This window comes from Rhodosalinus sp., from assembly GCF_046542825.1.
In the GTDB taxonomy this organism is placed as follows: domain Bacteria; phylum Pseudomonadota; class Alphaproteobacteria; order Rhodobacterales; family Rhodobacteraceae; genus Rhodosalinus.
Genome location: NZ_JBKHAQ010000010.1, coordinates 1 through 21,130, shown reverse-complemented (window position 1 = coordinate 21,130; position 21,130 = coordinate 1). Strand labels below are relative to the sequence as shown.

At 70.2% G+C, this 21,130-nt stretch carries 28 protein-coding genes, 2 tRNA genes and 1 pseudogene; 23 read left to right on the top strand and 8 right to left on the bottom strand.

Going from position 1 to position 21,130, the window contains the following annotated elements; genetic code table 11:
• Positions 1 to 3: 3 nt before the first annotated feature.
• Both ACLFOB_RS02700 and ACLFOB_RS02695 read left to right on the top strand, forming a co-directional pair.
• Entirely contained in the window at positions 4 to 720 is a 717-nt protein-coding gene (locus ACLFOB_RS02700) for a DUF4336 domain-containing protein (protein ID WP_410924731.1), read from the top strand.
• 53 nt (positions 721 to 773) lie between these two features.
• A complete protein-coding gene (locus tag ACLFOB_RS02695; RefSeq protein WP_410924729.1) occupies positions 774 to 1,187 on the top strand; it encodes a DUF4864 domain-containing protein in 414 nt (137 codons plus the stop codon).
• Positions 1,188 to 1,233: 46 nt separating this feature from the next.
• On the opposite strand, the gene ACLFOB_RS02690 is transcribed toward ACLFOB_RS02695, so the two are convergent.
• The gene (locus ACLFOB_RS02690; RefSeq protein WP_410924728.1) at positions 1,234 to 2,127 is read right to left on the bottom strand and encodes a CHAD domain-containing protein; all 894 of its coding nucleotides are present in this window, start codon (positions 2,125 to 2,127) and stop codon (positions 1,234 to 1,236) included.
• Between the two features lie 125 nt (positions 2,128 to 2,252).
• On the opposite strand from ACLFOB_RS02690, the gene ACLFOB_RS02685 reads away from it, so the two are divergent.
• A complete protein-coding gene (locus ACLFOB_RS02685) occupies positions 2,253 to 4,538 on the top strand; it encodes a right-handed parallel beta-helix repeat-containing protein (RefSeq protein WP_410924726.1) in 2,286 nt (761 codons plus the stop codon).
• 149 nt (positions 4,539 to 4,687) lie between these two features.
• Here the strand turns inward: ACLFOB_RS02685 and ACLFOB_RS02680 are convergent, their stop codons facing one another.
• Positions 4,688 to 5,179 carry a HugZ family protein gene (locus ACLFOB_RS02680; protein ID WP_410924724.1) on the bottom strand — a complete coding sequence of 164 codons (492 nt, stop codon included), beginning with the start codon at positions 5,177 to 5,179 and terminating at the stop codon, positions 4,688 to 4,690.
• A 38-nt stretch (positions 5,180 to 5,217) separates the two neighbouring features.
• On the bottom strand, positions 5,218 to 5,856 hold the full coding sequence (locus ACLFOB_RS02675) for a hypothetical protein (protein ID WP_410924722.1): 639 nt from the start codon (positions 5,854 to 5,856) through the stop codon (positions 5,218 to 5,220).
• 165 nt (positions 5,857 to 6,021) lie between these two features.
• Here ACLFOB_RS02675 and parA point away from each other — a divergent pair, with 165 nt between their 5' ends.
• From parA to ACLFOB_RS02620, 11 genes and pseudogenes are all read left to right on the top strand, one after another.
• The gene (parA, locus tag ACLFOB_RS02670) at positions 6,022 to 6,651 is read left to right on the top strand and encodes a ParA family partition ATPase (protein ID WP_410924720.1); all 630 of its coding nucleotides are present in this window, start codon (positions 6,022 to 6,024) and stop codon (positions 6,649 to 6,651) included.
• 36 nt (positions 6,652 to 6,687) lie between these two features.
• The gene (locus tag ACLFOB_RS02665; protein WP_410916086.1) at positions 6,688 to 7,533 is read left to right on the top strand and encodes a DUF6206 family protein; all 846 of its coding nucleotides are present in this window, start codon (positions 6,688 to 6,690) and stop codon (positions 7,531 to 7,533) included.
• Positions 7,534 to 7,681: 148 nt separating this feature from the next.
• The gene (locus tag ACLFOB_RS02660) at positions 7,682 to 8,002 is read left to right on the top strand and encodes an antibiotic biosynthesis monooxygenase family protein (RefSeq protein ID WP_410924718.1); all 321 of its coding nucleotides are present in this window, start codon (positions 7,682 to 7,684) and stop codon (positions 8,000 to 8,002) included.
• The gene (locus tag ACLFOB_RS02655; protein WP_410916088.1) at positions 7,980 to 8,576 is read left to right on the top strand and encodes a hemerythrin domain-containing protein; all 597 of its coding nucleotides are present in this window, start codon (positions 7,980 to 7,982) and stop codon (positions 8,574 to 8,576) included. Before ACLFOB_RS02660 ends, ACLFOB_RS02655 begins: the two co-directional genes overlap by 23 nt.
• 66 nt (positions 8,577 to 8,642) lie before the next feature.
• Complete coding sequence (locus ACLFOB_RS02650; protein ID WP_410924717.1) at positions 8,643 to 9,050, top strand: universal stress protein; 408 nt, start codon at positions 8,643 to 8,645, stop codon at positions 9,048 to 9,050.
• Between the two features lie 26 nt (positions 9,051 to 9,076).
• A complete protein-coding gene (locus ACLFOB_RS02645; RefSeq protein ID WP_410916090.1) occupies positions 9,077 to 9,688 on the top strand; it encodes a rhodanese-like domain-containing protein in 612 nt (203 codons plus the stop codon).
• Between the two features lie 22 nt (positions 9,689 to 9,710).
• Positions 9,711 to 10,568 (top strand): NAD-dependent epimerase/dehydratase family protein, encoded by an 858-nt coding sequence (locus ACLFOB_RS02640; protein WP_410924715.1) that lies wholly within the window; start codon positions 9,711 to 9,713, stop codon positions 10,566 to 10,568.
• A gap of 38 nt (positions 10,569 to 10,606) precedes the next feature.
• Positions 10,607 to 11,032, top strand: a complete 426-nt coding sequence (locus ACLFOB_RS02635) for a DUF4399 domain-containing protein (protein ID WP_410916092.1) — start codon at positions 10,607 to 10,609, stop codon at positions 11,030 to 11,032.
• Positions 11,033 to 11,306: 274 nt separating this feature from the next.
• Positions 11,307 to 11,858, top strand: a complete 552-nt coding sequence (locus ACLFOB_RS02630) for an integrase arm-type DNA-binding domain-containing protein (protein ID WP_410924714.1) — start codon at positions 11,307 to 11,309, stop codon at positions 11,856 to 11,858.
• Positions 11,765 to 12,082 carry a hypothetical protein gene (locus ACLFOB_RS02625; RefSeq protein WP_410924748.1) on the top strand — a complete coding sequence of 106 codons (318 nt, stop codon included), beginning with the start codon at positions 11,765 to 11,767 and terminating at the stop codon, positions 12,080 to 12,082. Before ACLFOB_RS02630 ends, ACLFOB_RS02625 begins: the two co-directional genes overlap by 94 nt.
• Positions 12,083 to 12,388: 306 nt before the next feature.
• A pseudogene (locus tag ACLFOB_RS02620) lies at positions 12,389 to 12,538 on the top strand (helix-turn-helix transcriptional regulator); the annotation flags it as partial.
• A 100-nt stretch (positions 12,539 to 12,638) separates the two neighbouring features.
• Here the strand turns inward: ACLFOB_RS02620 and ACLFOB_RS02615 are convergent.
• On the bottom strand, positions 12,639 to 13,103 hold the full coding sequence (locus ACLFOB_RS02615; protein WP_410924743.1) for a DUF6538 domain-containing protein: 465 nt from the start codon (positions 13,101 to 13,103) through the stop codon (positions 12,639 to 12,641).
• A gap of 65 nt (positions 13,104 to 13,168) precedes the next feature.
• Positions 13,169 to 13,252 (bottom strand) — tRNA-Tyr (locus ACLFOB_RS02610).
• A gap of 128 nt (positions 13,253 to 13,380) precedes the next feature.
• On the opposite strand from ACLFOB_RS02610, the gene rlmB reads away from it, so the two are divergent.
• From rlmB to ACLFOB_RS02580, 6 genes are all read left to right on the top strand, one after another.
• Positions 13,381 to 14,160, top strand: coding sequence for a 23S rRNA (guanosine(2251)-2'-O)-methyltransferase RlmB (gene rlmB, locus ACLFOB_RS02605; RefSeq protein WP_410924712.1), 780 nt, complete (start codon positions 13,381 to 13,383; stop codon positions 14,158 to 14,160).
• A gap of 10 nt (positions 14,161 to 14,170) precedes the next feature.
• A complete protein-coding gene (locus ACLFOB_RS02600; RefSeq protein ID WP_410916095.1) occupies positions 14,171 to 14,524 on the top strand; it encodes a hypothetical protein in 354 nt (117 codons plus the stop codon).
• A 221-nt stretch (positions 14,525 to 14,745) separates the two neighbouring features.
• Positions 14,746 to 15,870, top strand: coding sequence for a 3,4-dihydroxy-2-butanone-4-phosphate synthase (gene ribB, locus ACLFOB_RS02595; RefSeq protein ID WP_410916096.1), 1,125 nt, complete (start codon positions 14,746 to 14,748; stop codon positions 15,868 to 15,870).
• Positions 15,870 to 16,421 carry a 6,7-dimethyl-8-ribityllumazine synthase gene (locus ACLFOB_RS02590; RefSeq protein WP_410924710.1) on the top strand — a complete coding sequence of 184 codons (552 nt, stop codon included), beginning with the start codon at positions 15,870 to 15,872 and terminating at the stop codon, positions 16,419 to 16,421. Before ribB ends, ACLFOB_RS02590 begins: the two co-directional genes overlap by 1 nt.
• Before the next feature lie 7 nt (positions 16,422 to 16,428).
• A complete protein-coding gene (gene nusB, locus ACLFOB_RS02585) occupies positions 16,429 to 16,908 on the top strand; it encodes a transcription antitermination factor NusB (protein ID WP_410924709.1) in 480 nt (159 codons plus the stop codon).
• An 87-nt stretch (positions 16,909 to 16,995) separates the two neighbouring features.
• A complete protein-coding gene (locus ACLFOB_RS02580; protein WP_410916099.1) occupies positions 16,996 to 17,322 on the top strand; it encodes a hypothetical protein in 327 nt (108 codons plus the stop codon).
• A 295-nt stretch (positions 17,323 to 17,617) separates the two neighbouring features.
• On the opposite strand, the gene ACLFOB_RS02575 is transcribed toward ACLFOB_RS02580, so the two are convergent.
• Positions 17,618 to 18,376 (bottom strand): ATP-dependent Clp protease proteolytic subunit, encoded by a 759-nt coding sequence (locus ACLFOB_RS02575; RefSeq protein ID WP_410916100.1) that lies wholly within the window; start codon positions 18,374 to 18,376, stop codon positions 17,618 to 17,620.
• Complete coding sequence (locus ACLFOB_RS02570) at positions 18,373 to 19,683, bottom strand: hypothetical protein (protein ID WP_410924707.1); 1,311 nt, start codon at positions 19,681 to 19,683, stop codon at positions 18,373 to 18,375. Before ACLFOB_RS02570 ends, ACLFOB_RS02575 begins: the two co-directional genes overlap by 4 nt.
• 116 nt (positions 19,684 to 19,799) lie before the next feature.
• Between ACLFOB_RS02570 and ACLFOB_RS02565 the strand changes: the two genes are divergently transcribed.
• A complete protein-coding gene (locus ACLFOB_RS02565; protein ID WP_410916102.1) occupies positions 19,800 to 20,261 on the top strand; it encodes an MmcB family DNA repair protein in 462 nt (153 codons plus the stop codon).
• Here ACLFOB_RS02565 and ACLFOB_RS02560 read toward each other — a convergent pair.
• Positions 20,258 to 20,461: a DUF6324 family protein gene (locus tag ACLFOB_RS02560; protein WP_410916103.1), complete on the bottom strand. Its 204-nt coding sequence runs from the start codon at positions 20,459 to 20,461 to the stop codon at positions 20,258 to 20,260. The two genes, ACLFOB_RS02565 and ACLFOB_RS02560, sit on opposite strands and share 4 nt — an antisense overlap.
• Before the next feature lie 359 nt (positions 20,462 to 20,820).
• On the opposite strand from ACLFOB_RS02560, the gene ACLFOB_RS02555 reads away from it, so the two are divergent.
• Together ACLFOB_RS02555 and ACLFOB_RS02550 are read left to right on the top strand one after the other, a co-directional pair.
• Positions 20,821 to 21,030 (top strand): hypothetical protein, encoded by a 210-nt coding sequence (locus tag ACLFOB_RS02555; RefSeq protein WP_410924705.1) that lies wholly within the window; start codon positions 20,821 to 20,823, stop codon positions 21,028 to 21,030.
• A 14-nt stretch (positions 21,031 to 21,044) separates the two neighbouring features.
• Positions 21,045 to 21,121: transfer RNA gene (locus ACLFOB_RS02550), tRNA-His, on the top strand.
• Positions 21,122 to 21,130: the final 9 nt, after the last annotated feature.

The following is a 21,130-nucleotide window of genomic DNA, read 5'->3' as shown; positions in this document are numbered from 1 at the left end:
GCGGTGCCGCGAGGGTATCCGCCCCTCTTCACGCCCAAGCCCTTCGGGTGCGACCTGTGGCTGGTGGACGGACCCGCGATCCGCTTCTACGGGATGCCCTTCTCGACGCGGATGACCGTGGTGCGCCTGTCGGACGGCGGGCTCTGGCTGCATTCGCCGATCCCGCGGCGGCCGGAACTGTGCGAGAGGCTTGCGGAGATCGGCCCGATCCGCCACCTGATCGCGCCCAACTGGATCCACTACGCCTGGCTCGGAGACTGGGCCGAGGCGTGCCCGCAGGCAGAGACATGGGCCGCGCCGGGCGTGGCCGGGCGCGCCGCCTCGCGCGGGATGACGCTGCGGGTTGACCACGGGCTGGGCGGCCCCGCGCCGTGGTCGGCCGAGATCGACCATTTCATCGTCGAAGGAAGCGCGGTGCACCGCGAGGCGGTGTTCTTCCACCGCGCCTCGCGCACGCTGATCCTGACCGACCTGATCGAGAACTTCGAGCCCGCGCGCCTGCCCTGGTTCATGCGTCCGCTGGTGCGGCTGGCAGGCATCGCGCATCCGAAGGGCCGGATGCCGCCCGACATGGCCGCCACCTTCGACAAGGCCAAGCTCCGCGCAGGCGTCGAGCGGATGATCGCCTGGCGCCCCGAGCGCCTCGTGCTGGCGCATGGGCACTGCTTCCAGACGGGTGCGGTGCGCGAACTGGAACGCGCCTTCGCCCGCGTGCTTTGACGCTGGCGGCGACCGGTCTAGCTGTCCCTGCGTCAGCCGAAGGAGACCCGCCCATGCGCCGCCTGCTGCTCGCCCTTCTCGCCACGCTCGCGCTCGCGGTGCCGCTGCGGGCAGACGAGGCCGCCGCGCCGGCGATACGGGACGTGATCCAGAGCCAGATCGACGCCTTCCTCGCCGACGATTTCGCGCGCGCCTTCACCTATGCAAGTCCGGGCATCCAGGGCATCTTTCGCACGCCCGAGACCTTCGGGCGCATGGTGCGGCAGGGCTACCCGATGGTCTGGCGGCCCGACGAGGTGCGGTTCCTCGACCTGGAGGAGCGGGAGGGCGCATTGCATCAGAAGGTGCTGATCCGCGATGGCGCGGGCGCCAATCATGTGCTCGACTACAGGATGGAGCCGGACGGGCAAGGCGGATGGAAGATCGACGGCGTCCGCATCCTCGAGGCGCCCGAGGTCGCGGCCTGACGCGGCGTCCGTAGGGTGCGTGCTCGCACGCACCCGCCTGCCGACATCATGCCTGGCGCCGCGGCTCTGCCTCCCAGATCCGGTAGAACGCGGCCAGCCGGACGGCGACGCGCTTGGGCTTTTCCACGAAGAACCGCGCGCCGAGCGCAAAGGCCTCGCGCTCAAGCTCCGCCAGCGCGCGATCAGCGATCCGCCCAAGATCGGTTGCGGCCTCGGGCGAGAGCTTCGGCGCCTCGGCGGATGCCAGGTAGTCCGAATAGAGCGCCAGGTCGCGATGATCGCCCAGGATGTCCGAAAGCCGCTTCGCCTCTTCCGCACGCGCACCCACGGGGCCGGGCCAGACCGGCGTCAGGATGCGGCAGTGGTGCCAGTGGTATTTCACCCGCTTGCGCCATTCGTGCATCGCCTCTGCGGTGGGCGCCTGCCGGCAGGCATCATGCGCGCGGGCCGCGCGCTCCCAGGTCTTGCGCAGCCCGCCCTCCAGCGCCTTGCGCGGCTTGCCCCTGACCTCCCACCCGGGGATGCGCTGCGCCAGCGCCTCGAGCGCGGTGCGGGTGTCGTCGCCGACCTGCTCCATCGTGTCCGGCTTGCGCCGCGTCAGCGCCGCGCGGACCGGGGCGAAGCGCCCTGCCTCGGCCTCGTCGCGCGCCATCAGGCGGTCGTGCGTCTCGATCAGCGCCTCGAGATCGCGCAGGCCGGACAGGCCGCGCGCAAGGTCGCGGATGGCGGCGTTTTCTTCCGCGTAGGCTGGAAAGCCGGGGCGCACCATGCGGATCAGCCCCCGCAGCTTCTTGCAGCGCTTGCGGATCTGGTGGATCGCGTGGCCCGGCGCAAGATCGGCGTCCGAGGCCTCGCGCTGCGCCCGCTGCACCTGTTCCAGCGCGATACGGCGGACCGCGTCGCCCAGCGTGGGATCGGTTTCCTTCAGCCTGAACGGCATCCGCTTCGTCCTCTTTTGCCTCGCACGCAACGTACCGGTGGTCTCGCGGAGTGTTAAGCCACGCTCGCTACCCACGAAGCGAGAGGATCCGGAGCGGGTTCCGGCGCGGCGAGAAGGGGCAAGCGATGAACAAGGCGATCACCGAGGGCGCGGTCCTGATGCCGCCGCCCTTCGCGGACGGTCTGGGGCAATGGTCGAAGGGCAACGGCACGCCCGGCACCGACACCTACGAGGGCGATCCGAACGCGGCCTTCGTCCCCGCCGACCAGGACTTCGGCGGCTGTCTGGAACTGCTCAAGGCCGATGACGTGCAGCGGCTGCGCTACATGGGGCAGACGCCGATGCTTGAAGGCTGCTACCTGCGCGTCACCGCGCGGGTAAAGGCCGTGTCGGGCAACCTGCCGTCGGTGCGCATCGCCGGCTGGCCGGCGCGCGCCGATGGCACGGGCGTCGGCGGCCTGACGGAAACCGGACCAACCGTGCCGCTCACGCAATACGGTGAGGTCGTCGAGATCAGCGCGATTGTCGGGCCGGGGCTGCGCAGGGGCGTCGACATGGTCTGGGGCACCGACCCCGCCTACGGCCATTTCGGCCTCGACCTCACCGGCCCCTCGGGCGGCGTGGTGCGCATCGACGATGTGCGGATCGAGGACGCGACCCACGTCTTTCACCGCGACATGATGAGCTGGGTGGACGTGCGCGACTTCGGTGCCGTGGGCGACGGCACGACCGACGACAGCGCCGCCTTCGAGGCCGCCGACCGGGCCGCGAACGGCCGGCGCGTGCTGGTGCCCGAGGGCATCTGGCGGCTGACGCAGAATGTCACGCTCGACAGCCCGATGATCTTCGAGGGGCAGCTGTCGATGCCCGACGACGCGATCCTGTCGCTGACCCGCGACTTCCGCTTGCCGGTCTATATCGACGCCTTCGGCGACGAGGAGCAGGGCTTTCGCAAGGCGTTCCAGGCGCTGCTCAACAACGCCGATCACGAATCGCTGGACATGGGCGGGCGGCGCGTCTCGATCTCGGGGCCGATCGACATGGCCGCGGCGGTGCCCAACCGCTCGAGCTTCGCGCAGCGGCGGGTGATCCGCAACGGCCAGATCTATGCCGAGGGCGACACGGTCTGGGAGCCCGAAGTCGTGACCTCGCAGGCGACATATTCGGCATCTGCGCCCCGCCGGCTCAGCAACGTCACCAACATCGCCAACATCCCCGTCGGCGCGCTGGTCGAGGGCGCGGGCGTGGGGCGCGAGATCTACGTCCGCTCCAAGAACGTGGCCGCCGGGGACCTCACGCTGTCGGAGCCGCTCTACGACGCCGAAGGCACGCAGGTCTTCACCTTCACCCGCTTCAAGTACATGCTGGATTTCAGCGGCTTCGACCGGCTCGACCGCTTCGCGCTGGCCGACATCGAGGTCCAGTGCAACACGGTGGCCAGCGGCATCATGCTGGCGCCCGTGGGCGTCGGCTTCCAGCTGCGCGAATGCTTCATCACCCGCCCGCGCGACCGTGGCATCACCTCGATCGGCGAGGGCTGCCAGGGCCTGCTGGTGGACCGCTGCCAGTTCATCACCCGCGAAGGCGACGTGCTGGCGCAGAACCGCACCACGGTGGCGCTCAACGCCAACGCCAACGACGTGAAGCTGCGCAACAACCGCTGCACGCAGTTCCGCCACTTCGCGATCCTCGGCGGGCAGAACAGCATCATCTCGGGCAATCACTTCTTCCAGGGCGATTCGGCGGCCAACGGCGTGCGGCTCGCAGGCATCGCGCTGGTGACCACCAACACCTCCGCCACGATCACCGGCAACTACGTCGACAACTGCTTCGTCGAGTGGACGAACGAGCGCGACCCCAACCCGACCTATACCGGCGGCTTCAGCTTCGCGGGGCTGTCGATGACCGACAACACCTTCCTCTGTGGCGGGGTCGCGCCCTGGTTCTCCTATCTCGTGGTCAAACCGCACGGACCGGGGCACGGGATCACGGGTCTCACGGTCAGCGGCAACGTGTTTCGCGCGGTGGGTGGCGCCATAGACCGGGTCGAGCGAGTGGACACCACCTTTGCCGACCTCGATTACGGGCGGACGCGCGACGTCACCTTCGACGGCAACACCTTTCACAACGTCGTCTATCGCGCCGCCTGTCCGCTGCGCCTGAGCCACACGCAGAACAGCGAAGCCGCCTCGTGGATCCTCGACACCGGGGGACGGCTGCCATTCCGCGGACGCGCACGCGAGATCGTCGCGCTGGTGCCCACCGACCGGACCCGCAACGCCGCCGGCGTCTCGGTGCCCGAGATGCCGCATGCCGACCTCGAGATCGGGCCTGACCGCGACCAGCTGCGCCTGAACTGGTCCCAGCCGGTGCGCGGCCGGGTCAGCGTGACCGTGCGGATGGACAGCTGAACCGGCGTCCGCGCGGGCTACGGCCCCGGTTTTCAATGGTCCACAAATACCCATGCCGGGCTTCGTTCGCACGCCCGGCGGACGGCACCGTCGCGACGGGTATTTGAAGACCATTGAATGACGCAGGTCGCCCGCCAGTGCCGTCCCGGTCAGGCGCCCGGCGTCAGATCGGCGGGCTCCAGAACATAGGCCTTTCCGAAGCCGCCGTTGAGCAGGGCGTGCGATACCTCGAAGCGCAGCAGCGCGAAGTCGCCGAAGCCGATGTAGAGCTTCGCCTTGGGGTGCTGCGCCAGGTAGTGCGCGGCAAGCTCGGCATGGCCCGGGTCGCCGTGCGGCAGGAATCGCGCGGTGGCGATCAGCGTGATTCGAGGGTGGGTCAGCGGATCGCCCCGCGCCCCCGGCTCGCCCAGCAACAGCGAACACGCCGGGTCGCTCTTCAGCGCGCGGCTGTGGTGCGAGAGGTCCGACACCAGGCTCAGCGGCGCGCCCTCCGGGTCGGTCGCAATCGCCACGCGGCTCACCATCGGATGCCCGGTCTCGGGGTCGCGCACCGCAAGCGCGCCGTGGCGGGCGGTGTCGATCAGCCGCCGCGCCAGCGTGCGGGCTTCTTCGTCGGTCTCTAGAATCAGGGATTGCGCCATGTGCGGATGGGTAGGGCATGGCGAGATCAGGCGCCAGATCAGAACCGCTGCCAGAGGCCGATCGCCACACCGCGCTCGTCGTTGTCGCCCAGGCCCCGGAAGGCGCCAAGCGTGAGCGAGGTGCGTCGCCCCAGCGGCAGCGCGACGCTCGCCTCCAGTTTGGCGAAGGGCAGATCGTCGCCCATCCGCCCGCTCTGAAGCTGCAGTATCGACTTGCGGCCGTCGGGGTGGGAGAGGCCTGCGGTCAGGTCAAGCTTCAGGTCCGTGGCGCCGTCCGCTCCGATCGGAGCGACGGCATCGGCCGTCAGCCAGCCGCTGCGCCGCGCATCGCCGAACCCGAGTCCCAGCGACAGGCCGGGCGTCAGGACGGCCGCGCGGTTCCTTGCGCCGAGGCCCAGCTGCCAGGACTGCCGGAAGCGGCCCGCGGTTCCGGCGCGCTGGATGAACAGGATCGCCTTTCCGCCGCCGTCCCGCGCGCGCCCGGCATCGAGCCCGAGGGTCAGGCGGGGCCCCAGCCCGTAGTCGAGATAGAACGAGGTGTAGGCTCCCGCGGCTTGCGCCCCGCCGCGCCAGGCCAGCGCGGCGAAGCCGCGGCCCTCCTCCCGCGGCCAGGGCCCGGCCGTGGCCGGCGTCCACGCCAGTGCGGCGAGGCACAGGCTCAGAATCATGCGTCGCATCGCGGCCTCCGCTGCTGCACGGGGACTCTGGCGCAGGAGGCTTAACGCATTTTTAACGCAGCCCGGCCCGGCCAGCGTGCAGGCGCTGGCGCTCTGCCCCGCAGCCTGTTATGCTGCGCTGCGGCATTCTCCGCCGGCTCCGGCGGCACCATCGGGGGCGCAGCCATGGCCGAAGGGCGGATCATCACCATCGCGCAGCAGAAGGGCGGCTCCGGCAAGACGACGCTGGCCGCGAACCTCGCCGTCGCCTGGGCGCGCGCCGGGCATTCGGTGGCGCTGATCGACACCGATCCGCAGGGCAGCCTCGGGCGCTGGTTCATGACCCGGATCGAGCGGATGGAGGCGCCGGACATCGAGTTCTCGACCTCCTCCGCCTGGGGGGTGGGCTACGAGACCCGCAAGCTCGCCTGCAGCCACGACTTCGTCATCGTGGACACCCCGCCCAAGGCCGACAGCGACCTGCGCCCGGGGCTCAGGGCTGCGGATCTGGTGCTGGTGCCGGTTGCCTCGTCGCATGTCGACCTGTGGGCGACCGAAGGCGTGCTCGACCTTGCCCGGCGCGAGGGCAGGCCCGCGATGCTGGTGATGAACCGTGCCCGCGCCGGCACCCGGCTGGGTGCCGAAGTGGCCGAGGCGGCCCGCGCGCTCGAGGCGATGGTCGCCGACACGGCGCTGGCCCACCGCGTCGTCTATGCCGAGACGCTGGGCCAGGGCCTCGGCGCGCTCGAGGCGCCCAGGACGCCTGCGCGCGACGAGATCGGCGCGCTGGCTGCGGAGGTGGCGCGCCGCCTCTGATCGGGCTAGAGGGCGCGCCATGAAGCCGGAGGTGCGATGACCGACGAGACGGAGGAACTGGCCCGCCTGATCCGGGCAGAACGTGCGCGCGGCACGCGGCCGGTCTCGCGGCTGGGCTATTTCTGCGCGCCGTTCCGCCCCGCAGAAGGCCCGTGGTCCGACCGGGTGATCAAGGTCTACCGCGCGCTGGGCGACCGCGACCTGCTGGACCGTCTCGCCACGTCGCATGATGCCTATCTTTCGCTCTTGCAAGAGACAGGCTTGCGGGTGCCGGAGACGGCGTTCCGCCTTGTGCCGCTGGACGGCGGCCTCGCCCCGGTCGTCGTGCAGCAGGCGCTGCCGGCCGAGGCGATGCTGCGCCCGCAGATCCGCGCCGCCGACGGCGCGGGGGCGGTCGCGCTGCTGGAGGCGGCGGGGCAGGAGATCGCCCGTTTCTGGCACGCGGTACGGGGGCACCCGGCGCGGGTGGGTTTCCACCCCTCGATCCGCAACTTCGCGCTGCAGGACGGGCGGGCGGTCTTCTTCGACACCTTCCCGCCGCTCATCGGCTATGACCGGAGCGAGATGGGGCGCCTTCTGCTCGTCTTCTCCGACACGCGGCTGATGCGCGCGATCGGGCCGCTGATGCGGGGCAGGGTCACGGCGATCCAGGACGAATGGTATTCGCCTGCCGAGACACTGGTGGGGCTGGTGGGCTCTGCCTGCCGCCTCCGTCCGGGCGACGCGATGCGCTTTCTTGACTGGGGCCGGGATTTCGCCGCGCGCGAGATGGCCCCGTGGGAGGCGGAGATCGCCCAGGGGCTGGCGCGACCGCCGCGCCTGCCGGGGCACTGGACGACGATGCGTCGCCTGCTCGGGCTGGAGGGCGAGCCCAACGTCTGACCCAGCGGGAGGTTTTTCGATCGAAAAACCTCCCGCGCTCCGATCGCCACCCGCAGAAGAATTTTCGATCGAAAATTCTTCGTGGCGCGGCGCGCTTTTCGCCACCCGGCAAACGTGCCAGACTCATCTCGTCAAAGGAGGGCCGCCCATGCTCACCGTCGATCCCGAGCGCGACTGCCAGACCGTCATCACCACCTTCGAGTGTTCGCCCGGCACCTGCCCGGACCTGCTGGAGGAGTTGCGCCAGGCCTACGACAACTTCATCTCGCGCCAGCCCGGCTTCGTTGCCGCTGCGCTGCACGTCAACGACGCGCAGACCCGCATCGCCAACTATTCGCAGCGGGAGCGGCGCGAGGATTTCCTCGCGATGCTGCGCTCGGAAGAGATGCGCGGGCACAACCGCCGCTTCAACGATCTCTGCCGCAATTTCGAGCCGGTGATGTACGATGCCGTCGCAACCTTCGGCTGAGCCGGACGATCCGCTGGCGCTGGGCATCCGCGACGGGTTGCCCGAGGCCCTGACCGCACTGCTGGAGGTCTATCCGCGTGCGCGTTGGGCGCAGGATCCAGGTTTCGCCGGGCTGGTGCAGTTCTGGCTCGACCGGCACGGGATGTTCCGCAAGCTCTCCGGCCTGCTGACGCAGGAGGCGCGCGCGACGGAAGCCGGCGGTATGGATCCCGCCGCCTTCGCGCCGCGGCTGTCGCGCTTCGGCGGCATGTTCCTGCAGGAGCTGCACGGCCACCACATGATCGAGGATCACCACTACTTCCCCGTTCTCACGCGGCTCGAGTCGAAACTCGAGCGCGGGTTCGGCCTGCTTGACGCGGATCATCACGCGCTCGACCCCTGGCTTGCGCGGCTGGCGGAGCGGGCCAACGCGCTGATCGCCGCGGCGGGGCAGGGCGGCGCCACAGCCGATCCCGCCGGGCGGCTGGCCGAGGATCTGGCCACTTTCGCGCCCCTGCTCGATCGGCATCTGACGGACGAGGAGGATCTGGTCGTGCCGGTCCTGCTGCGCCACCGTGGCGCGGGCCTGACATGATTCGCGTCAAGGACCGGACGGGACAGGCAGCCTCATGGTGAGGTGCGATCAAGGAAAGGAAACCGCATGTACAAGCACATCCTTGTGCCCATCTCCTTCGAGGAGGGACGCGATGCCGCGGGGGCGCTGAAGGTTGCAAAGCTTCTGGCCGACGAGGGCGGGCGCGTGACGCTCCTGCACGTGATCGAGCGGCTGCCCAGCTACGCCGTCTCCTACATGCCGCAGGATTACCTCAAGAACGCGCGCAAGGCGATCGAGGAGGAACTGTCGCAGATGGCTGGGGATGTGCCGGGGGGCGAGGCGATCGTGGTCGACGGGCACGCCGGGCGCACCATCCTCGACTGGGCCGAGGAGAACGACCCCGACTGCATTGTCGTCGCCTCGCACCGGCCGGGGATGCAGAACCTGTTGCTGGGCAGCACGGCCACGCAGGTCGTTCGCCATGCCGCCTGCGCCGTGCATGTGATACGCTAGGACGATCCGCAAGAGGGAGGAGAGACATGATCCGCACAGCAATCCGCGCCGCGCTGCCGGCGGTCGCCCTGGCCGTGGCGCTTCCTGCCGGGGCCGAAGAGGATCCGCGCGTGGGCCTGACGCCCGAGATCGACAGCGTCACCGTCGAGACCCGCTCGGGCTCTGTCGAGATCCGCCGGGTGCAGGATCCCGAGAACAGGCTGGAAGGCAGCTGGGCACTGACCTCGCGGCCCTGCCCGGAGTTCTGCATCCAGCCCCACGAGCCGGCCGAGGGGGTTTCAACCATCGGCGAGCTCGAGCTGATCGGGATGCTGCAGGACCCCGAGGTGATCGTCGTCGATAGCCGCACGCCGGACTGGTTCGCGGGCGGAACCATTCCGGGCGCCGTCAACATTCCCTACACGGAGGCCGTCGACCGGATGAGCGAGCTTGGCTGCGAGATCGACTTCGACGGCTGGGACTGCACCGAGGCCAGTGCCGTCGCGCTCTTCTGCAACGGGCTGTGGTGCGGCCAGTCCCCCGTCGCCATCCGCCGCATGATCGAGGCGGGCTTCCCGGCCGAGAAGATCAGCTACTACCGGGGCGGGATGCAGACCTGGCGCCTGCTGGGCCTGACCGTGACCGGCGGCGAGGGCTGAGGCGCTGACCACGGGCCGGCTGTTGGTCACGGGAGGCAGCGGGCGGATCGGCCGGCTGCTCGCCCGCGCCTGGGCCGCCGCGCCGCCGCCGCTCGACCCGCTCTGGCAGAGCCGGCAGCAGGAGGCGGGCGCGCTGCACTGGGCTCCGCTGGAGGGGCCGGAAGGCCTGCTTTTTGCGCTGGGCGACGGCCCGCCCGCGGCAATGCTCGTGCTGTCGGGCGTCACCCCGGGGGGCGACACGCCGCTGGAGCTGAACGCGGCGCTTGCGCGCGCCTGCCTGGATGCGGCGCGCACGGTGGGCATCCCGCGCGTGCTCTATGCCTCGTCGCAGGCCGTCTACGGCATGCCCGGCGACGCCCCCTTTTCGGAAACGGATGCGCCACGCCCGGCAAGCGCCTATGGCCGCGCCAAACTGGACGCAGAGGCTGTCTGTGCAGCGGCGCGGTCCGAAGGGCTGGAGGTCTGCGCCCTGCGCATCGGCAACGTCTTCGGCGCGGACGCCTTGATGCGCAATGCGGCCCGGCTGGCACCGGGCGGCGCGCTGGAGATCGATCGCTTCGCGGACGGACGGGGACCGCTGCGCAGCTACATCGGCCCTGCAACGCTGGCGCATGTGCTCGGCGCGCTGGCCGCCGACACCGATCCGCTCCCGCCCGTGCTGAACGTGGCGGCACCAGGGGCGGTCGCGATGGCCGATCTGGCCACCGCTGCGCGGCTCCCCTGGCGCTGGACGCCCGCGCCGCCGACCGCCGTGCAGAGCGTGCTGCTCGATTGCAGGGCCCTTGCACGGCGGGTGCACGTCCTGCCGGAGGAAGCCACTGCGCCGGGGATCGCCGCGCAGCTGGCACGCTTGCCGAAGCCCGCGTCCCGCCTAAGTTGACGCTGGGGAAGAAAGCCCCGTCCAGGGAGGAAACAGCAATGAAAAGACACGCTGCCGCGGCCTTTGCCGTGCTGTCGTTGGCCGTGCCCGCGCTGGCACAGGACCGCACCCCGTCGCCGGAAGGCGCCACGGTCTACATCGTGGAACCCAAGGCCGGATCGACGGTGGGCTCGCCCGTCACCGTCCGCTTCGGGCTTTCGGGCATGGGCGTCGCGCCTGCAGGGGTGGAGTGGGAAAACACCGGCCATCACCACCTGATCATCGACGTCTCGCAGGACGGCTTCGACTTCGCCGCGCCCATCCTGTCGGACGGGCAGCACAGGCATTTCGGCGGCGGCCAGACCGAGGTGACGCTCGATCTCGAACCGGGTGAGCACACCATGTGGCTCCTGCTGGGCGATGCCTTCCACGTCCCCCACGATCCGCCGGTCATGTCCGAGCCTGTCACCTTCACGGTGGAGTGAGGGGGTGGCGGTCCCGGAAGGACTCGCACCCTGAGCCTGCCGATTGGAAGGCGGCAGACTGTAACCCTTTCCCGCCCTCACGTCCACCCTGAACAGTAGCGTTCTCAGGCATTTGGAGCTACCTTCACCCTAGGCTACCCTAACCCGCCCGGTCCGCTCCCGGTTCGTTTACGGTTCGCAGGCAGGCTGCCACACGGTTCGCAGGAGGGCAACGAATGCCGGAGAAGCTGACAGAGGCGCGGGTGATGCCCTCGCCTTCGACGGGAAGCTCGCAGTGGTGCAGGATGCGAAGGTGACGGGGCTCCTCGTTGCCGTGAACAAGACAGGGAAGTCATACAAGGTGCAGCGCGACCTCTGGCAGGGTCCGCGCGGGCGGCGGGTGCTGGTCAAGACCGTCCGCCACACCCTCGGGGGCACCGAGGAGATGACGCTGGACGATGCGCGCAGCCGGGCGCTCGCGGTGCTGGACCAGATCAAGCGCGGCATCGACCCCAACGCCCCGCCGCCTGACGACGCGCGCGCGTGGACGGGGCGCCGCATGTTCGAGGAGTATGGCGCGGACATGCTGGCCCGGGGCTGTGTCGAGCTGTCTGTCACCGACATGTTGGAGCGGCTGGACCGCTACCTGCCCAAGTGGGCCGACATGCCCATAACAGAGGTGAAGCGCAGCGCCGTCGCGAGGAGCCCCGCCGGATCACCGACAAACACGGAGCCACGACCGCGAACAAGGCCATGCGCGACTTCCGCGCCGCCTACAACTGCGCCCTCAAGGTTGTTGACGACCCGGACGCCCTGCCGGGCGACCCGGTGGCGGCGGTCACGTTGAACAAGGAGCGGGCCAGCAACCGCGACATCATGCCCGAGGACCTTGCGGACTGGTGGGCGCGGGTGGACCGGGTGAACGCCTGCCTGCTGCTGGACCACACCGTGCCGGGGATTGAGGGCGTCTACATCAACGAGCGGGCGCTGTTCGACACGCTTCTTGCAGAGCAGGAGCGCATGACGACGGCCATCCTCGCCCTGCTTGAGCCCTCCACAGCAACGGATTGAGGGCTGGAGGGGCCAATTGGGGTTTCCCAAGGCGGGCCGCCAAGGGCAAGATAGGGTCAGACTACCCTGAAACAGGGGACGCCGTTGAACACCGGCGTCGGGACCTGCGTCGGCGCACCGGGACGTGCCGCGCGGGGGCAGCGCCCCATGCGGGGGCGCGGGGCATGGCCCTGTCAACCAACCGACCGACTGCCACAGCAGGGCCGTCTGGAATGGTGACTAGACGTGAACCAACAGACCGTTGAAGCCGTAGCGGAGGCCGTCGCAGAGCGCCTCCTGCGTGAGCTGCCCCGTGGGCGGCTCCCCATGACCCCGGAATACCTGACCCCCGACCAGATGGCCCAGATGACGGGCTTCTCGACCAGGGCGCTTGAGGCATGCCGCGCCAAGCGTCAGGGACCGCCCTTCCTTAAGGTGGGCACCAGCGTCCGCTACCGCGCCGATGACGTGAGCGCGTGGATGGAGGCAGGCGAAAAAAGGGGGGGCGAAATGAACGCCCCTAGCTCCGGGACGGACGCCGGGGGCGCAGGAGAGGACCGGGCAGGCCATCATCACATCATCGGGGATAGTATAGCCCCGGATGCTCCCAGAGCCGAGCAAAATTCCTTGGGGCCGGACGCGAACGCGGCGGTGGGGTTTCTTGAGGCGTGGCGGCCCGGCGGGCCTTGGGTCCTGACCGCGATTGAGGTGGACGGTGGCCCGGACGCCCCATACGTATTTCATCCGCCGGGCCTTCGTCGGCGGTTCGGTCCTGGAACTTCTTGAGCATATCGCTGAAATGGTCGCGCACATGATTGCGCATGTCTTCGTATCGCATGCTGCGGACCTTTGGCCGTGAGACCACCGATTGTCCAGCGGCTCCGAGAAAGCGCGCGATTTTAAGGGCTTCTCGGGGGTCTCTAGTGCCCAGAGATACCTTGATATGCCCGCGTTTCTGGGCCGGGTGGCGCTCCACCGGGACGGGGAACCGGAAGTAGAAAATGCCGTGCCGAGAGGTGCAGAGATAGGCTGCGAGGCGCATGATGTGTCCCGCCATGGTGGCCCACCGGCGGGTTATGCAACCTAAGTCATTGGTTTTGTGGGGAATGGTGGGCGACCCTGGAATCGAACCAGGCATGGGTCTCCCCGGCGGATTTACAGTCCGCTGCCGCACCTTGCAGCGCGTCGCCCGACCGGCGGGCCATGGCCCGACAGTAGGCCGCTCATTATCTGCGGGCCGGGAAGCCGTCAACGGGAAAATCCCTTGCGGGCCTGGGGCAGGGAGCCCATTGTCCGCCCCGTTCGACAGGAGAGGGCGCGTGGCGAAGAAGCCGGCATGGGTGATCGAGAAGGAGCGCGCGCGCCGCGCGTCGGCGGCCGAGACCGTCTGGCTCTTCGGGCTGCACGCCGTGCGCGATGCGCTGATGAACCCGCGCCGCGAGCGGCAGCGCCTGATCGTCACGCGCAATGCCCGCGACCGGCTGGCCGATGCGATCGAGGCCGCGGGCATGGAGCCCGAGATCAGCGACCCGCGCCGCTTTGCCGCGCCGCTCGACGCAGGCTCGGTTCACCAGGGCGCGGCGCTGGAGGTGCGGCCGCTCGACTGGGGGCCGCTGGCGGAGGTGGCGATGACGGGGCCCGCGCCGCTGCGGATCGTTGCGCTTGACCGGGTGACGGACCCGCACAACGTGGGCGCGATCCTGCGCTCGGCGGAAGTCTTCGGCGCGGCGGCGGTGATCGCGCCGCGCCATCATTCCGCGCCCGAGACCGGGGCGCTCGCCAAGACCGCCTCCGGCGCCTTGGAGCGGCAGCCCTATCTTCGTGTGCGCAACCTTGCAGACGCGCTGGAGGAACTGAAGGCGCAGGGCTTCGCCGTGCTGGGGCTGGACGGTGCGGCCGAGGCCGATCTGGGCGCGGCGCTCGCGCCGCTGGCCGACCGGCCGGTCGTGCTGGTGCTGGGCGCGGAGGGGCCGGGCCTGCGCGACCGCACACGCGAGACCTGCGATGCTCTGGCCCGGATCGCGCCGGCGGGGGGCTTCGGCTCGCTCAACGTCTCCAACGCGGCGGCTGTCGCCCTTTTTGCGGCGCGCAACGGCTGAGGGAGGGCGAATGCCCCGGGGCACCAAGATCGCGACCTGCACCTATTGCGGCACGCGCGCGGCGCTGCAGTTCGACCGCGGGCGGCACGAGCTGGTCTGCACCGCCTGCGGCGCGCCGCTGCACGACCTGAAAATGCTGCGCGCGGATGCAGTGGACCCTGAGATGCACCGCCCTCCCGCGCCCGGCGCGAAGGGGCGGCGGCGCAGGAACGACCGCGGGCTGACACCCCCGCCGCATCGGGACCGCCGGGCGGAACCGCCGCGGCCCTCGCCGGCCAAGAAGACGCGGAAGAGAAAACGCAAGTCGCTCTGGCGCAAGGCGCTGTCCGAAGCTTTCGACGTGATCGAGGACATCTTCGACTGAGCGGGTGCCGGGCCGCGGGGAAGGGGGGCTGTCTGCCCCCCTCGGCCCGTGCCGGGCCTCACCCCCCGAGGGTATTTCGCGCAAGAGGAAGGACGGGGCGGCGCGCCGTATCCGGGGCCGGCCGCCGCGACAGCCTTCAGGGGCCGGCTTGCCGGCCCCGCGCTCTGGCCAAAGCGGCATGGCTGGTCTAGATGCGGCTCAGGCAAGCGAAGGCAGGCGCCATGACCTATGAAAGCCGCGGACCGGTCGAGGAAAGCTGGCGGGACGCGATCTCTTCGGTGGAGGAAATCCTCGAGGACGCACGCAACGGGCGGATGTTCATCCTCGTCGATCACGAGGACCGCGAGAACGAGGGCGACCTGGTGATCCCCGCCCAGATGGCCACGCCCGAGGCGATCAACTTCATGGCGCTGCACGGCCGCGGGTTGATCTGCCTGGCGCTGCCGGCCGCGCGGGTTGATGCGCTGGGCCTGAGCCTGATGGCGCAGCAGAATTCCTCGCGGCACGAGACCGCCTTCACCGTCTCGATCGAGGCGCGCGAGGGCGTGACGACGGGAATCTCGGCGGCCGACCGGGCGCGCACCGTCGCCGTGGCGATCGACGCCTCGAAAGGGGCGCAGGACATCGCGACGCCGGGCCATGTCTTTCCGCTGCGCGCGCGCGACGGCGGCGTTCTGGTCCGCGCGGGTCACACGGAGGCCGCGGTGGACGTGGCGCGGCTGGCGGGGCTGAACCCCTCCGGCGTGATCTGCGAGATCATGAACGAGGACGGCACGATGGCGCGGCTGCCGGAGCTCGTGTCCTTCGCGCAGAAGCACGGGCTGAAGATCGGCACGATCAGCGACCTGATCGCCTACCGCCGGCGGCACGACAACCTGGTGCGCGTGGTGCGCGAGGACACGATCACCTCGGAGTTCGGGGGGGAGTGGCAGCGTCGCATCTACACCGACACCGCGCATGGCGACGAGCATATCGTGCTGACCAGGGGCGAGGTGCCGGGCGAGGGGCCGGTGCTGGTGCGGATGCACGCGCTCGACCCCATGCTCGACGTGGTGGGCGCGGGGCCCGCGGGGCGGGTGCGCGAATTCGGACTCGCGATGGAGCAGGTGGCGCGCGAAGGCCGCGGCGTCGTGGTGCTCCTGCGCGACACCGAGATGAAGATGACGCAGCCTGGCGAGACCTCGCCCAAGACGCTCCGGCAATACGGGCTGGGCGCGCAGATCCTGTCCTCGCTGGGCCTGTCGGAGATGGTGCTGCTGACCAATTCGCCCGTGCCGCGGGTCGTGGGGCTCGAGGCCTACGGGCTGGAGATTGTCGGGACACGGCGGATCGAGGGACTGGACTGATGGCGGGACAGGAAAGGCATTACACGCTGCCCCGGCCCGCGTTCGACAAGCCGGCGAAGCTGCTGATCGTGGTCGCCCCCTATTACCGCGACATCGCCGACGATCTGATCGCGGGCGCGGTGGCCGAGATCGAGGCGGCGGGCGCCGCGCACGACCTCGTGGAGGTGCCCGGCGCGCTGGAGATCCCGCCCGCGATCGGCATGGCGGGGCGGCTGTCGAACTACGACGGCTACGTCGCGCTGGGCTGCGTGATCCGGGGAGAGACCACGCATTACGACACCGTCTGCAACGACAGCTCGCGGGGCCTGATGCTGCTGGGCCTGCAGGGGCTGTGCATCGGCAACGGCATCCTCACCGTCGAGAACAGGCAGCAGGCCGTCGTGCGCGCCGACCCGGCGGACCAGAACAAGGGCGGCGGCGCGGCGGCTGCGGCCTTGCACCTTCTGGCGCTGGCGCGTAGATGGGGCGGCCGGCAGAAACCCGTCGGTTTCGTGCCCGCGAGCGAGGAATACCGCCTTGCGCGCGGGGGCGACGACCCCTCCACCGCATGAGCGCCCGATGACCCCCGACCCCGCGACCCGCGCCCCCTCTGCGCGGCAGATGAAATCTGCCGCCCGCCTCTATGCCGTCCAGGCGCTCTTTCAGATGGAGGCGTCCGGCCAGAGTTCCGCGCGGGTGATCCGCGAATTCCTCGAGCACCGATTCGGCGCCAGCTACGACGGCGACGAGATGACCGAGGGCGATCCGGACCATTTCCGCGAGGTGGTCGAGCAGGCGGTGAACTGGCAGGCAAGGATCGACCAGATGACCGACCGCGCGCTGGTGGCGAAGTGGCCGATCGCGCGCATCGATCCCACGCTGAGGGCGCTCTTTCGCGCGGGCGGTGCGGAACTGGTGGCGCTCGATACCCCGCCCCGGGTGGCGATTTCGGAATACGTCGAGGTTGCGCGCGCCTTCTTTCCCGAGGGGCGCGAGGCGGGGTTCGTCAACGCCGTTCTCGACCACATGGCGCGCGAGGCCCGGCCCGAGGCGTTCTGACGCGGGCGCGGTGCCGGCGGTGCACAGGGGGTTTCCCCGGCGCCCGGAGCCATTACATTGGAGCACGGGCAAGCAAGGGAGCGCGCCATGCCAGACCTCATCCGTCTCTACATCCGCCAGGTCGTGATCGGCTTCGTGATTTCCGCGGCCTTCGTCGCGATGATACTTTGGTTCAACGTCGCGAACCTCTGGCATCTGGTGACGCACGACCCGGCCGGGCCGCTCGCGGTGCTGCTGTTGTGGATGTTCAACGGCATCGTCTTCTCGGGCGTGCAGTTCGGCATCTCGATCATGCGGATGGCCGAGCGGGAGGACGAGGGCGGCGGGCCGCGCGCGCCCGAAGCGGTCGAGCCCGCGCTGGATTATGCCACGGTGCCCGCGCGCGTGGACGACCGGCCGCGCCGCCGCATCTGATCCGGGGCCTACCCGCGACGATGGCCGCGCCGATTGCCGGTGCGGCCATTTTCGTGCGCGGGGCAGTATGTTCGTGCGGGACAGGCTTGAGCGTGACGGGACCGCCGCAACCGTGGGGTTATCTCATTCCCGAGGACCTGTATATACAGGTGGGCGCCAGGTAACCGGACCAGGGCCCGGACAGAGCCAGCTCCCTCGGAATTGCTTAAGGCCACCGGAATGCAACCGTTCACGGGAAGGGCAGACCCCGCCACGCCCAAGAGTTAGGGCCCAGGGCAGCTCCCGGCAAGAGGCATCAGTCGTCCCAGTCGCCTGTAACGATGCGGAACTCCGACAACTCCTCTGCCGTCAGAAGATAGATGTCCTCCGGCGGGGTGAGCAGCGCGGGGCGCATCAGGGCGGGATCGACGCCCATCGCGATCAGGTAGCCCATCACCTCGCCCTGGCCGCGCTGGATGTCCTCGACCGCGATGAAGGCGGGCAGCAGCGTGTTCTCGCCGAAATAATGCTGATGCACGCCGACCAGGGCGCGGGGATGCACGCGCCGCTCGACGCCCGCGGCCAGCAGATAGGGGCAGGCGGACAGGCAGACAGCCTCTGCCGCGACCTCGGTCTCGACGCCCAGCGCGCGCATCCGCTCCCCGATCGCCAGCGCATCGGCGACCGAGCCGCCGGGGCTGTCCAGCGCGATCACCCGTGGCGCCGGGTCGAGCGCGGCAAGCTGCCTTGCGAGCGGGTCGGCATCGCCGGGCGCGATCTCGCCGCGCAGAAGCGCGCGGTCCGCGCCGTCGGGCTCCAGCGTCAGGCGCACGGGCATCGGCGGGCCGTCGGTCCGGGCCGGCAGAGTGCGGGGCGCGAAGCGGCGGGTCTGGTCGCCGGGGCGGGTAGGCTGATCGAGGCCCGGCGCGTCGCGCCCCGGCGCGGACAGGGTGAATTCCTGCCCGAGATCGCCCAGGAACAGCAGCCCGGCAAGCGCCAGCTGGAAGACCAGCACCGCCAGCAGCGCCTTGCGGATCGGCGCTGCGCTGGTCGGTTGATCGTCCTGCGCGCTCATCGGCTGCGCGGCACCGGGGCCACGCGCGGTGTCTCGTCGGGTGGATCGGCGCGGGGCGTCTCGCGTTCGTGGGCGTGCTGCGGGAGAGCGTCAGAGGCTGCCTCGACCTCCCGGAGCGCGCCAAGTGCTGCCCGCAGCTCGGCCAGGGTCAGCGTGTCCTCGACGCGCGCGCCTTCGCGCCCCTGCCGGATGGCGCCTTGTGTCACGGCAAGGATGAAGACCAGCACGGCGGGCAGCAGGTCGATGGCGATGGCACCGGCCCAGGAGGGCACGAAGCTGGAGGCATAGAGGATCACCGCATCGGCCGCGGAGATCGGCGTGTAGCGTGTCTCGGGCGGGGCCGGTATGGCGATCACCGCGTCCGCCGCGGCCTCCAGCGTCTCGGCGCGCTGCGCCACCACCTCAAGCACCGCCTCGATGGTCGATGCCTGGTCGCCGCGGATCGTCTCGGTCCGCCCGTCGAGGTCGGGCAGCACGGCAGAGGCCGCGAGGTCCTGCGCTGCGCGCTGGACAAGCGGCGCCACGGACAGCTGCCGCAGCGTCGTCACGATGCCGGCCAGCCGCACCGCCTGTTCCGAGAACTCGACCGAGCGCGCCTCGACCGGGCCGGGCTCGACCGTGAGCGCGCGCATCCGGCTCAGGATCGCGTTGCCCTCGTCGAAGGCGGTTTCGACCTGCGACGATTGCGCGGCGATCTGCGATTCGAGCGCGCCCAGCTCCGTCGCCTTCTGCCGCAGGAGCGAATAGACCGAGCCCCGCCCGGCAAGCCCAGAAAGCCCGCCCTCGGCCTCCTGTGCCGAGAGATCCTCGAAACTCTGGCGCACGCGCGCCACGTCCTGTTCCAGCCCCTGCGCCGAGACGGCGATCTCGTGCGCGCGCTCCAGCGACTGCTGGTAGTCCTGCACCGTGTTGGCAAGGTGCTGCTCCACCGCCGCCGACCCCGCCAGCGCCGCCGCGTTCAGCCAGCTCGACATCGCCACGATGGCAAGGCTGCCAAGCCCCATCGCGCCCAGAAGGCCCATGCGCGCCCGTGTCGAGCGCATCGCCGGGAAGAGCCGCAGCATGTAGGACCAGAAGACGAAGATGCCGACCGAGACGGCGACCGAATAGGCAATGGCCGCGAAGGCCGACATCGCCCCGGTGTCGTCGAGCAGCGACTGCACGCCGAGATAGGTGTAGATGCCCGAGGCGGTCGCCAGCACGGCCAGCGCCGCACCGGTGAAGCTGTCGAGCCAGCCCAGGTGCCCTTCCAGTTCTTGCGCGGCGCGCAGGTCGGTGGGCGCGGGCTGCGGATGGGGCTGCGGCATGGGCGGGCTCCGGGGCTGCGGTTCCTGTCATATAGCATCGCGGCCCGCGCGGAGCGACCGGAACGGCCGGTGCCGGCGGGCTTGCGGTCTGTTCACGGATTGTTCATTATTGGCCCATGATCCTGCAGACCGCTTTACCCGACCTGATGCCTGGACAACTCATCGCCCGCGGGGCCGCGCGGCATCTTTCTGCGCTGGGCTTTTCCTGCGTCGAGGAATTCGTGCCGGCGCGCGGCCTGCGCCTCGATATCCTCGCGCTGGGTCCGAAGGGCGAGCTCTGGGTGGTGGAGTGCAAGTCGTGCCGCGCCGATTTCACCTCGGACCGGAAGTGGCAGCACTATCTCGACTGGGGCGACCGCTTCTTCTGGGCGGTTGACGCCGATTTCCCGACAGAGCTGCTGCCCGAGGAAACCGGTCTGATCCTTGCGGACGGCTACGGAGCCGAGATCCTGCGGATGCCGCCAGAGACGCGGCTGGCCGGCGCCCGCCGCAGCGCCGTCACGCGGCGCTTCGCGGCCCATGCGGCGCGCCGGCTGCAGGCGCTGCGCGATCCGGGCGCGCGGCTGGGCGCGGTCTAGCGCTTCGGCTTGCGCTTCCCGGCGCGGGCCGCTTCGGCCGCGGCACGGATTTCCTCGGCGATCTCCAGCGCCTCGTCGGGCTCGAAATCCATCGGGATCTCCACCCCGTCCTCCGTCGCCACGAAAATGCGCACGAACCCGCGGTCGGTGGGGCCGATCTGCAGGTTCGCCTCGATGTCCTTCTCGTCGTTGATGCCCATGCGATGCCTCGTGCGCGCAGCGACCCTTGCGGGTCCGTTGGAGGGGGCCTAGCCTCGCCCCTGGAGCATGGCAAGACGCAAGCGGGCGGGATGCAGGGCTTCGCGTCGCGCGACCTGAAGACGGGCGATGCCGGCAGGATCGTCGCCCATCACGCCGCGCGCGACCCCAGGGGCGTCCCGAAGGCGCCTGCGCGGGTCAAGGCCGCCCGCGACCCAGGCCGCGCGCGCCGTCACCGCGCCGCGCGACGGCCGCCTCTGCGGCAGCCTTCTGCGCCCGCGAGAGGATGCCGCAACTGCGCACTGCAGCTTTACCTGCCGTCGCCGGAAGTGCGGGCAGGGGCCTTGGGCGCGCGAAGGTCGTGCGCTGCCTCGCCGTCGCGCGGGACGTGGGCTATGCGCGGATGATCCTGTCGACGCACGAAAGCCACCGGGCGGCCTGTGCGCTCCATGCGCGCACAGGTCGGTCCCTGACGGCCGCCGCGCTGGTGCCCAGCTACGGGCGCGATCTGGTCCGGCAGGACCGGGAAATCGGGCTTGCGGGGCTTGCATTGAGCGGCGCGCGCGGCTAACTGACCGGCCACGTGCCGCCTTAGCTCAGTTGGTTAGAGCGCTGGATTGTGGATCCAGAGGTCCCCTGTTCAAGCCAGGGAGGCGGTACCATCCTCCTTG

Coding starts and splice junctions, on each gene's coding strand:
- ACLFOB_RS02695 (WP_410924729.1), top strand. CDS start 774: ATGCGCCGCCTGCTGCTCGCCCTTCTCGCCACGCTCGCGCTCGCGGTG.
- ACLFOB_RS02690 (WP_410924728.1), bottom strand. CDS start 2,127: ATGCCGTTCAGGCTGAAGGAAACCGATCCCACGCTGGGCGACGCGGTC.
- ACLFOB_RS02685 (WP_410924726.1), top strand. CDS start 2,253: ATGAACAAGGCGATCACCGAGGGCGCGGTCCTGATGCCGCCGCCCTTC.
- ACLFOB_RS02680 (WP_410924724.1), bottom strand. CDS start 5,179: ATGGCGCAATCCCTGATTCTAGAGACCGACGAAGAAGCCCGCACGCTG.
- ACLFOB_RS02675 (WP_410924722.1), bottom strand. CDS start 5,856: ATGCGACGCATGATTCTGAGCCTGTGCCTCGCCGCACTGGCGTGGACG.
- parA (WP_410924720.1), top strand. CDS start 6,022: ATGGCCGAAGGGCGGATCATCACCATCGCGCAGCAGAAGGGCGGCTCC.
- ACLFOB_RS02665 (WP_410916086.1), top strand. CDS start 6,688: ATGACCGACGAGACGGAGGAACTGGCCCGCCTGATCCGGGCAGAACGT.
- ACLFOB_RS02660 (WP_410924718.1), top strand. CDS start 7,682: ATGCTCACCGTCGATCCCGAGCGCGACTGCCAGACCGTCATCACCACC.
- ACLFOB_RS02655 (WP_410916088.1), top strand. CDS start 7,980: ATGCCGTCGCAACCTTCGGCTGAGCCGGACGATCCGCTGGCGCTGGGC.
- ACLFOB_RS02650 (WP_410924717.1), top strand. CDS start 8,643: ATGTACAAGCACATCCTTGTGCCCATCTCCTTCGAGGAGGGACGCGAT.
- ACLFOB_RS02645 (WP_410916090.1), top strand. CDS start 9,077: ATGATCCGCACAGCAATCCGCGCCGCGCTGCCGGCGGTCGCCCTGGCC.
- ACLFOB_RS02635 (WP_410916092.1), top strand. CDS start 10,607: ATGAAAAGACACGCTGCCGCGGCCTTTGCCGTGCTGTCGTTGGCCGTG.
- ACLFOB_RS02625 (WP_410924748.1), top strand. CDS start 11,765: ATGCGCGACTTCCGCGCCGCCTACAACTGCGCCCTCAAGGTTGTTGAC.
- ACLFOB_RS02615 (WP_410924743.1), bottom strand. CDS start 13,103: ATGCGCCTCGCAGCCTATCTCTGCACCTCTCGGCACGGCATTTTCTAC.
- ACLFOB_RS02600 (WP_410916095.1), top strand. CDS start 14,171: ATGCCCCGGGGCACCAAGATCGCGACCTGCACCTATTGCGGCACGCGC.
- ribB (WP_410916096.1), top strand. CDS start 14,746: ATGACCTATGAAAGCCGCGGACCGGTCGAGGAAAGCTGGCGGGACGCG.
- ACLFOB_RS02590 (WP_410924710.1), top strand. CDS start 15,870: ATGGCGGGACAGGAAAGGCATTACACGCTGCCCCGGCCCGCGTTCGAC.
- nusB (WP_410924709.1), top strand. CDS start 16,429: ATGACCCCCGACCCCGCGACCCGCGCCCCCTCTGCGCGGCAGATGAAA.
- ACLFOB_RS02580 (WP_410916099.1), top strand. CDS start 16,996: ATGCCAGACCTCATCCGTCTCTACATCCGCCAGGTCGTGATCGGCTTC.
- ACLFOB_RS02575 (WP_410916100.1), bottom strand. CDS start 18,376: ATGAGCGCGCAGGACGATCAACCGACCAGCGCAGCGCCGATCCGCAAG.
- ACLFOB_RS02570 (WP_410924707.1), bottom strand. CDS start 19,683: ATGCCGCAGCCCCATCCGCAGCCCGCGCCCACCGACCTGCGCGCCGCG.
- ACLFOB_RS02565 (WP_410916102.1), top strand. CDS start 19,800: ATGATCCTGCAGACCGCTTTACCCGACCTGATGCCTGGACAACTCATC.
- ACLFOB_RS02560 (WP_410916103.1), bottom strand. CDS start 20,461: ATGGGCATCAACGACGAGAAGGACATCGAGGCGAACCTGCAGATCGGC.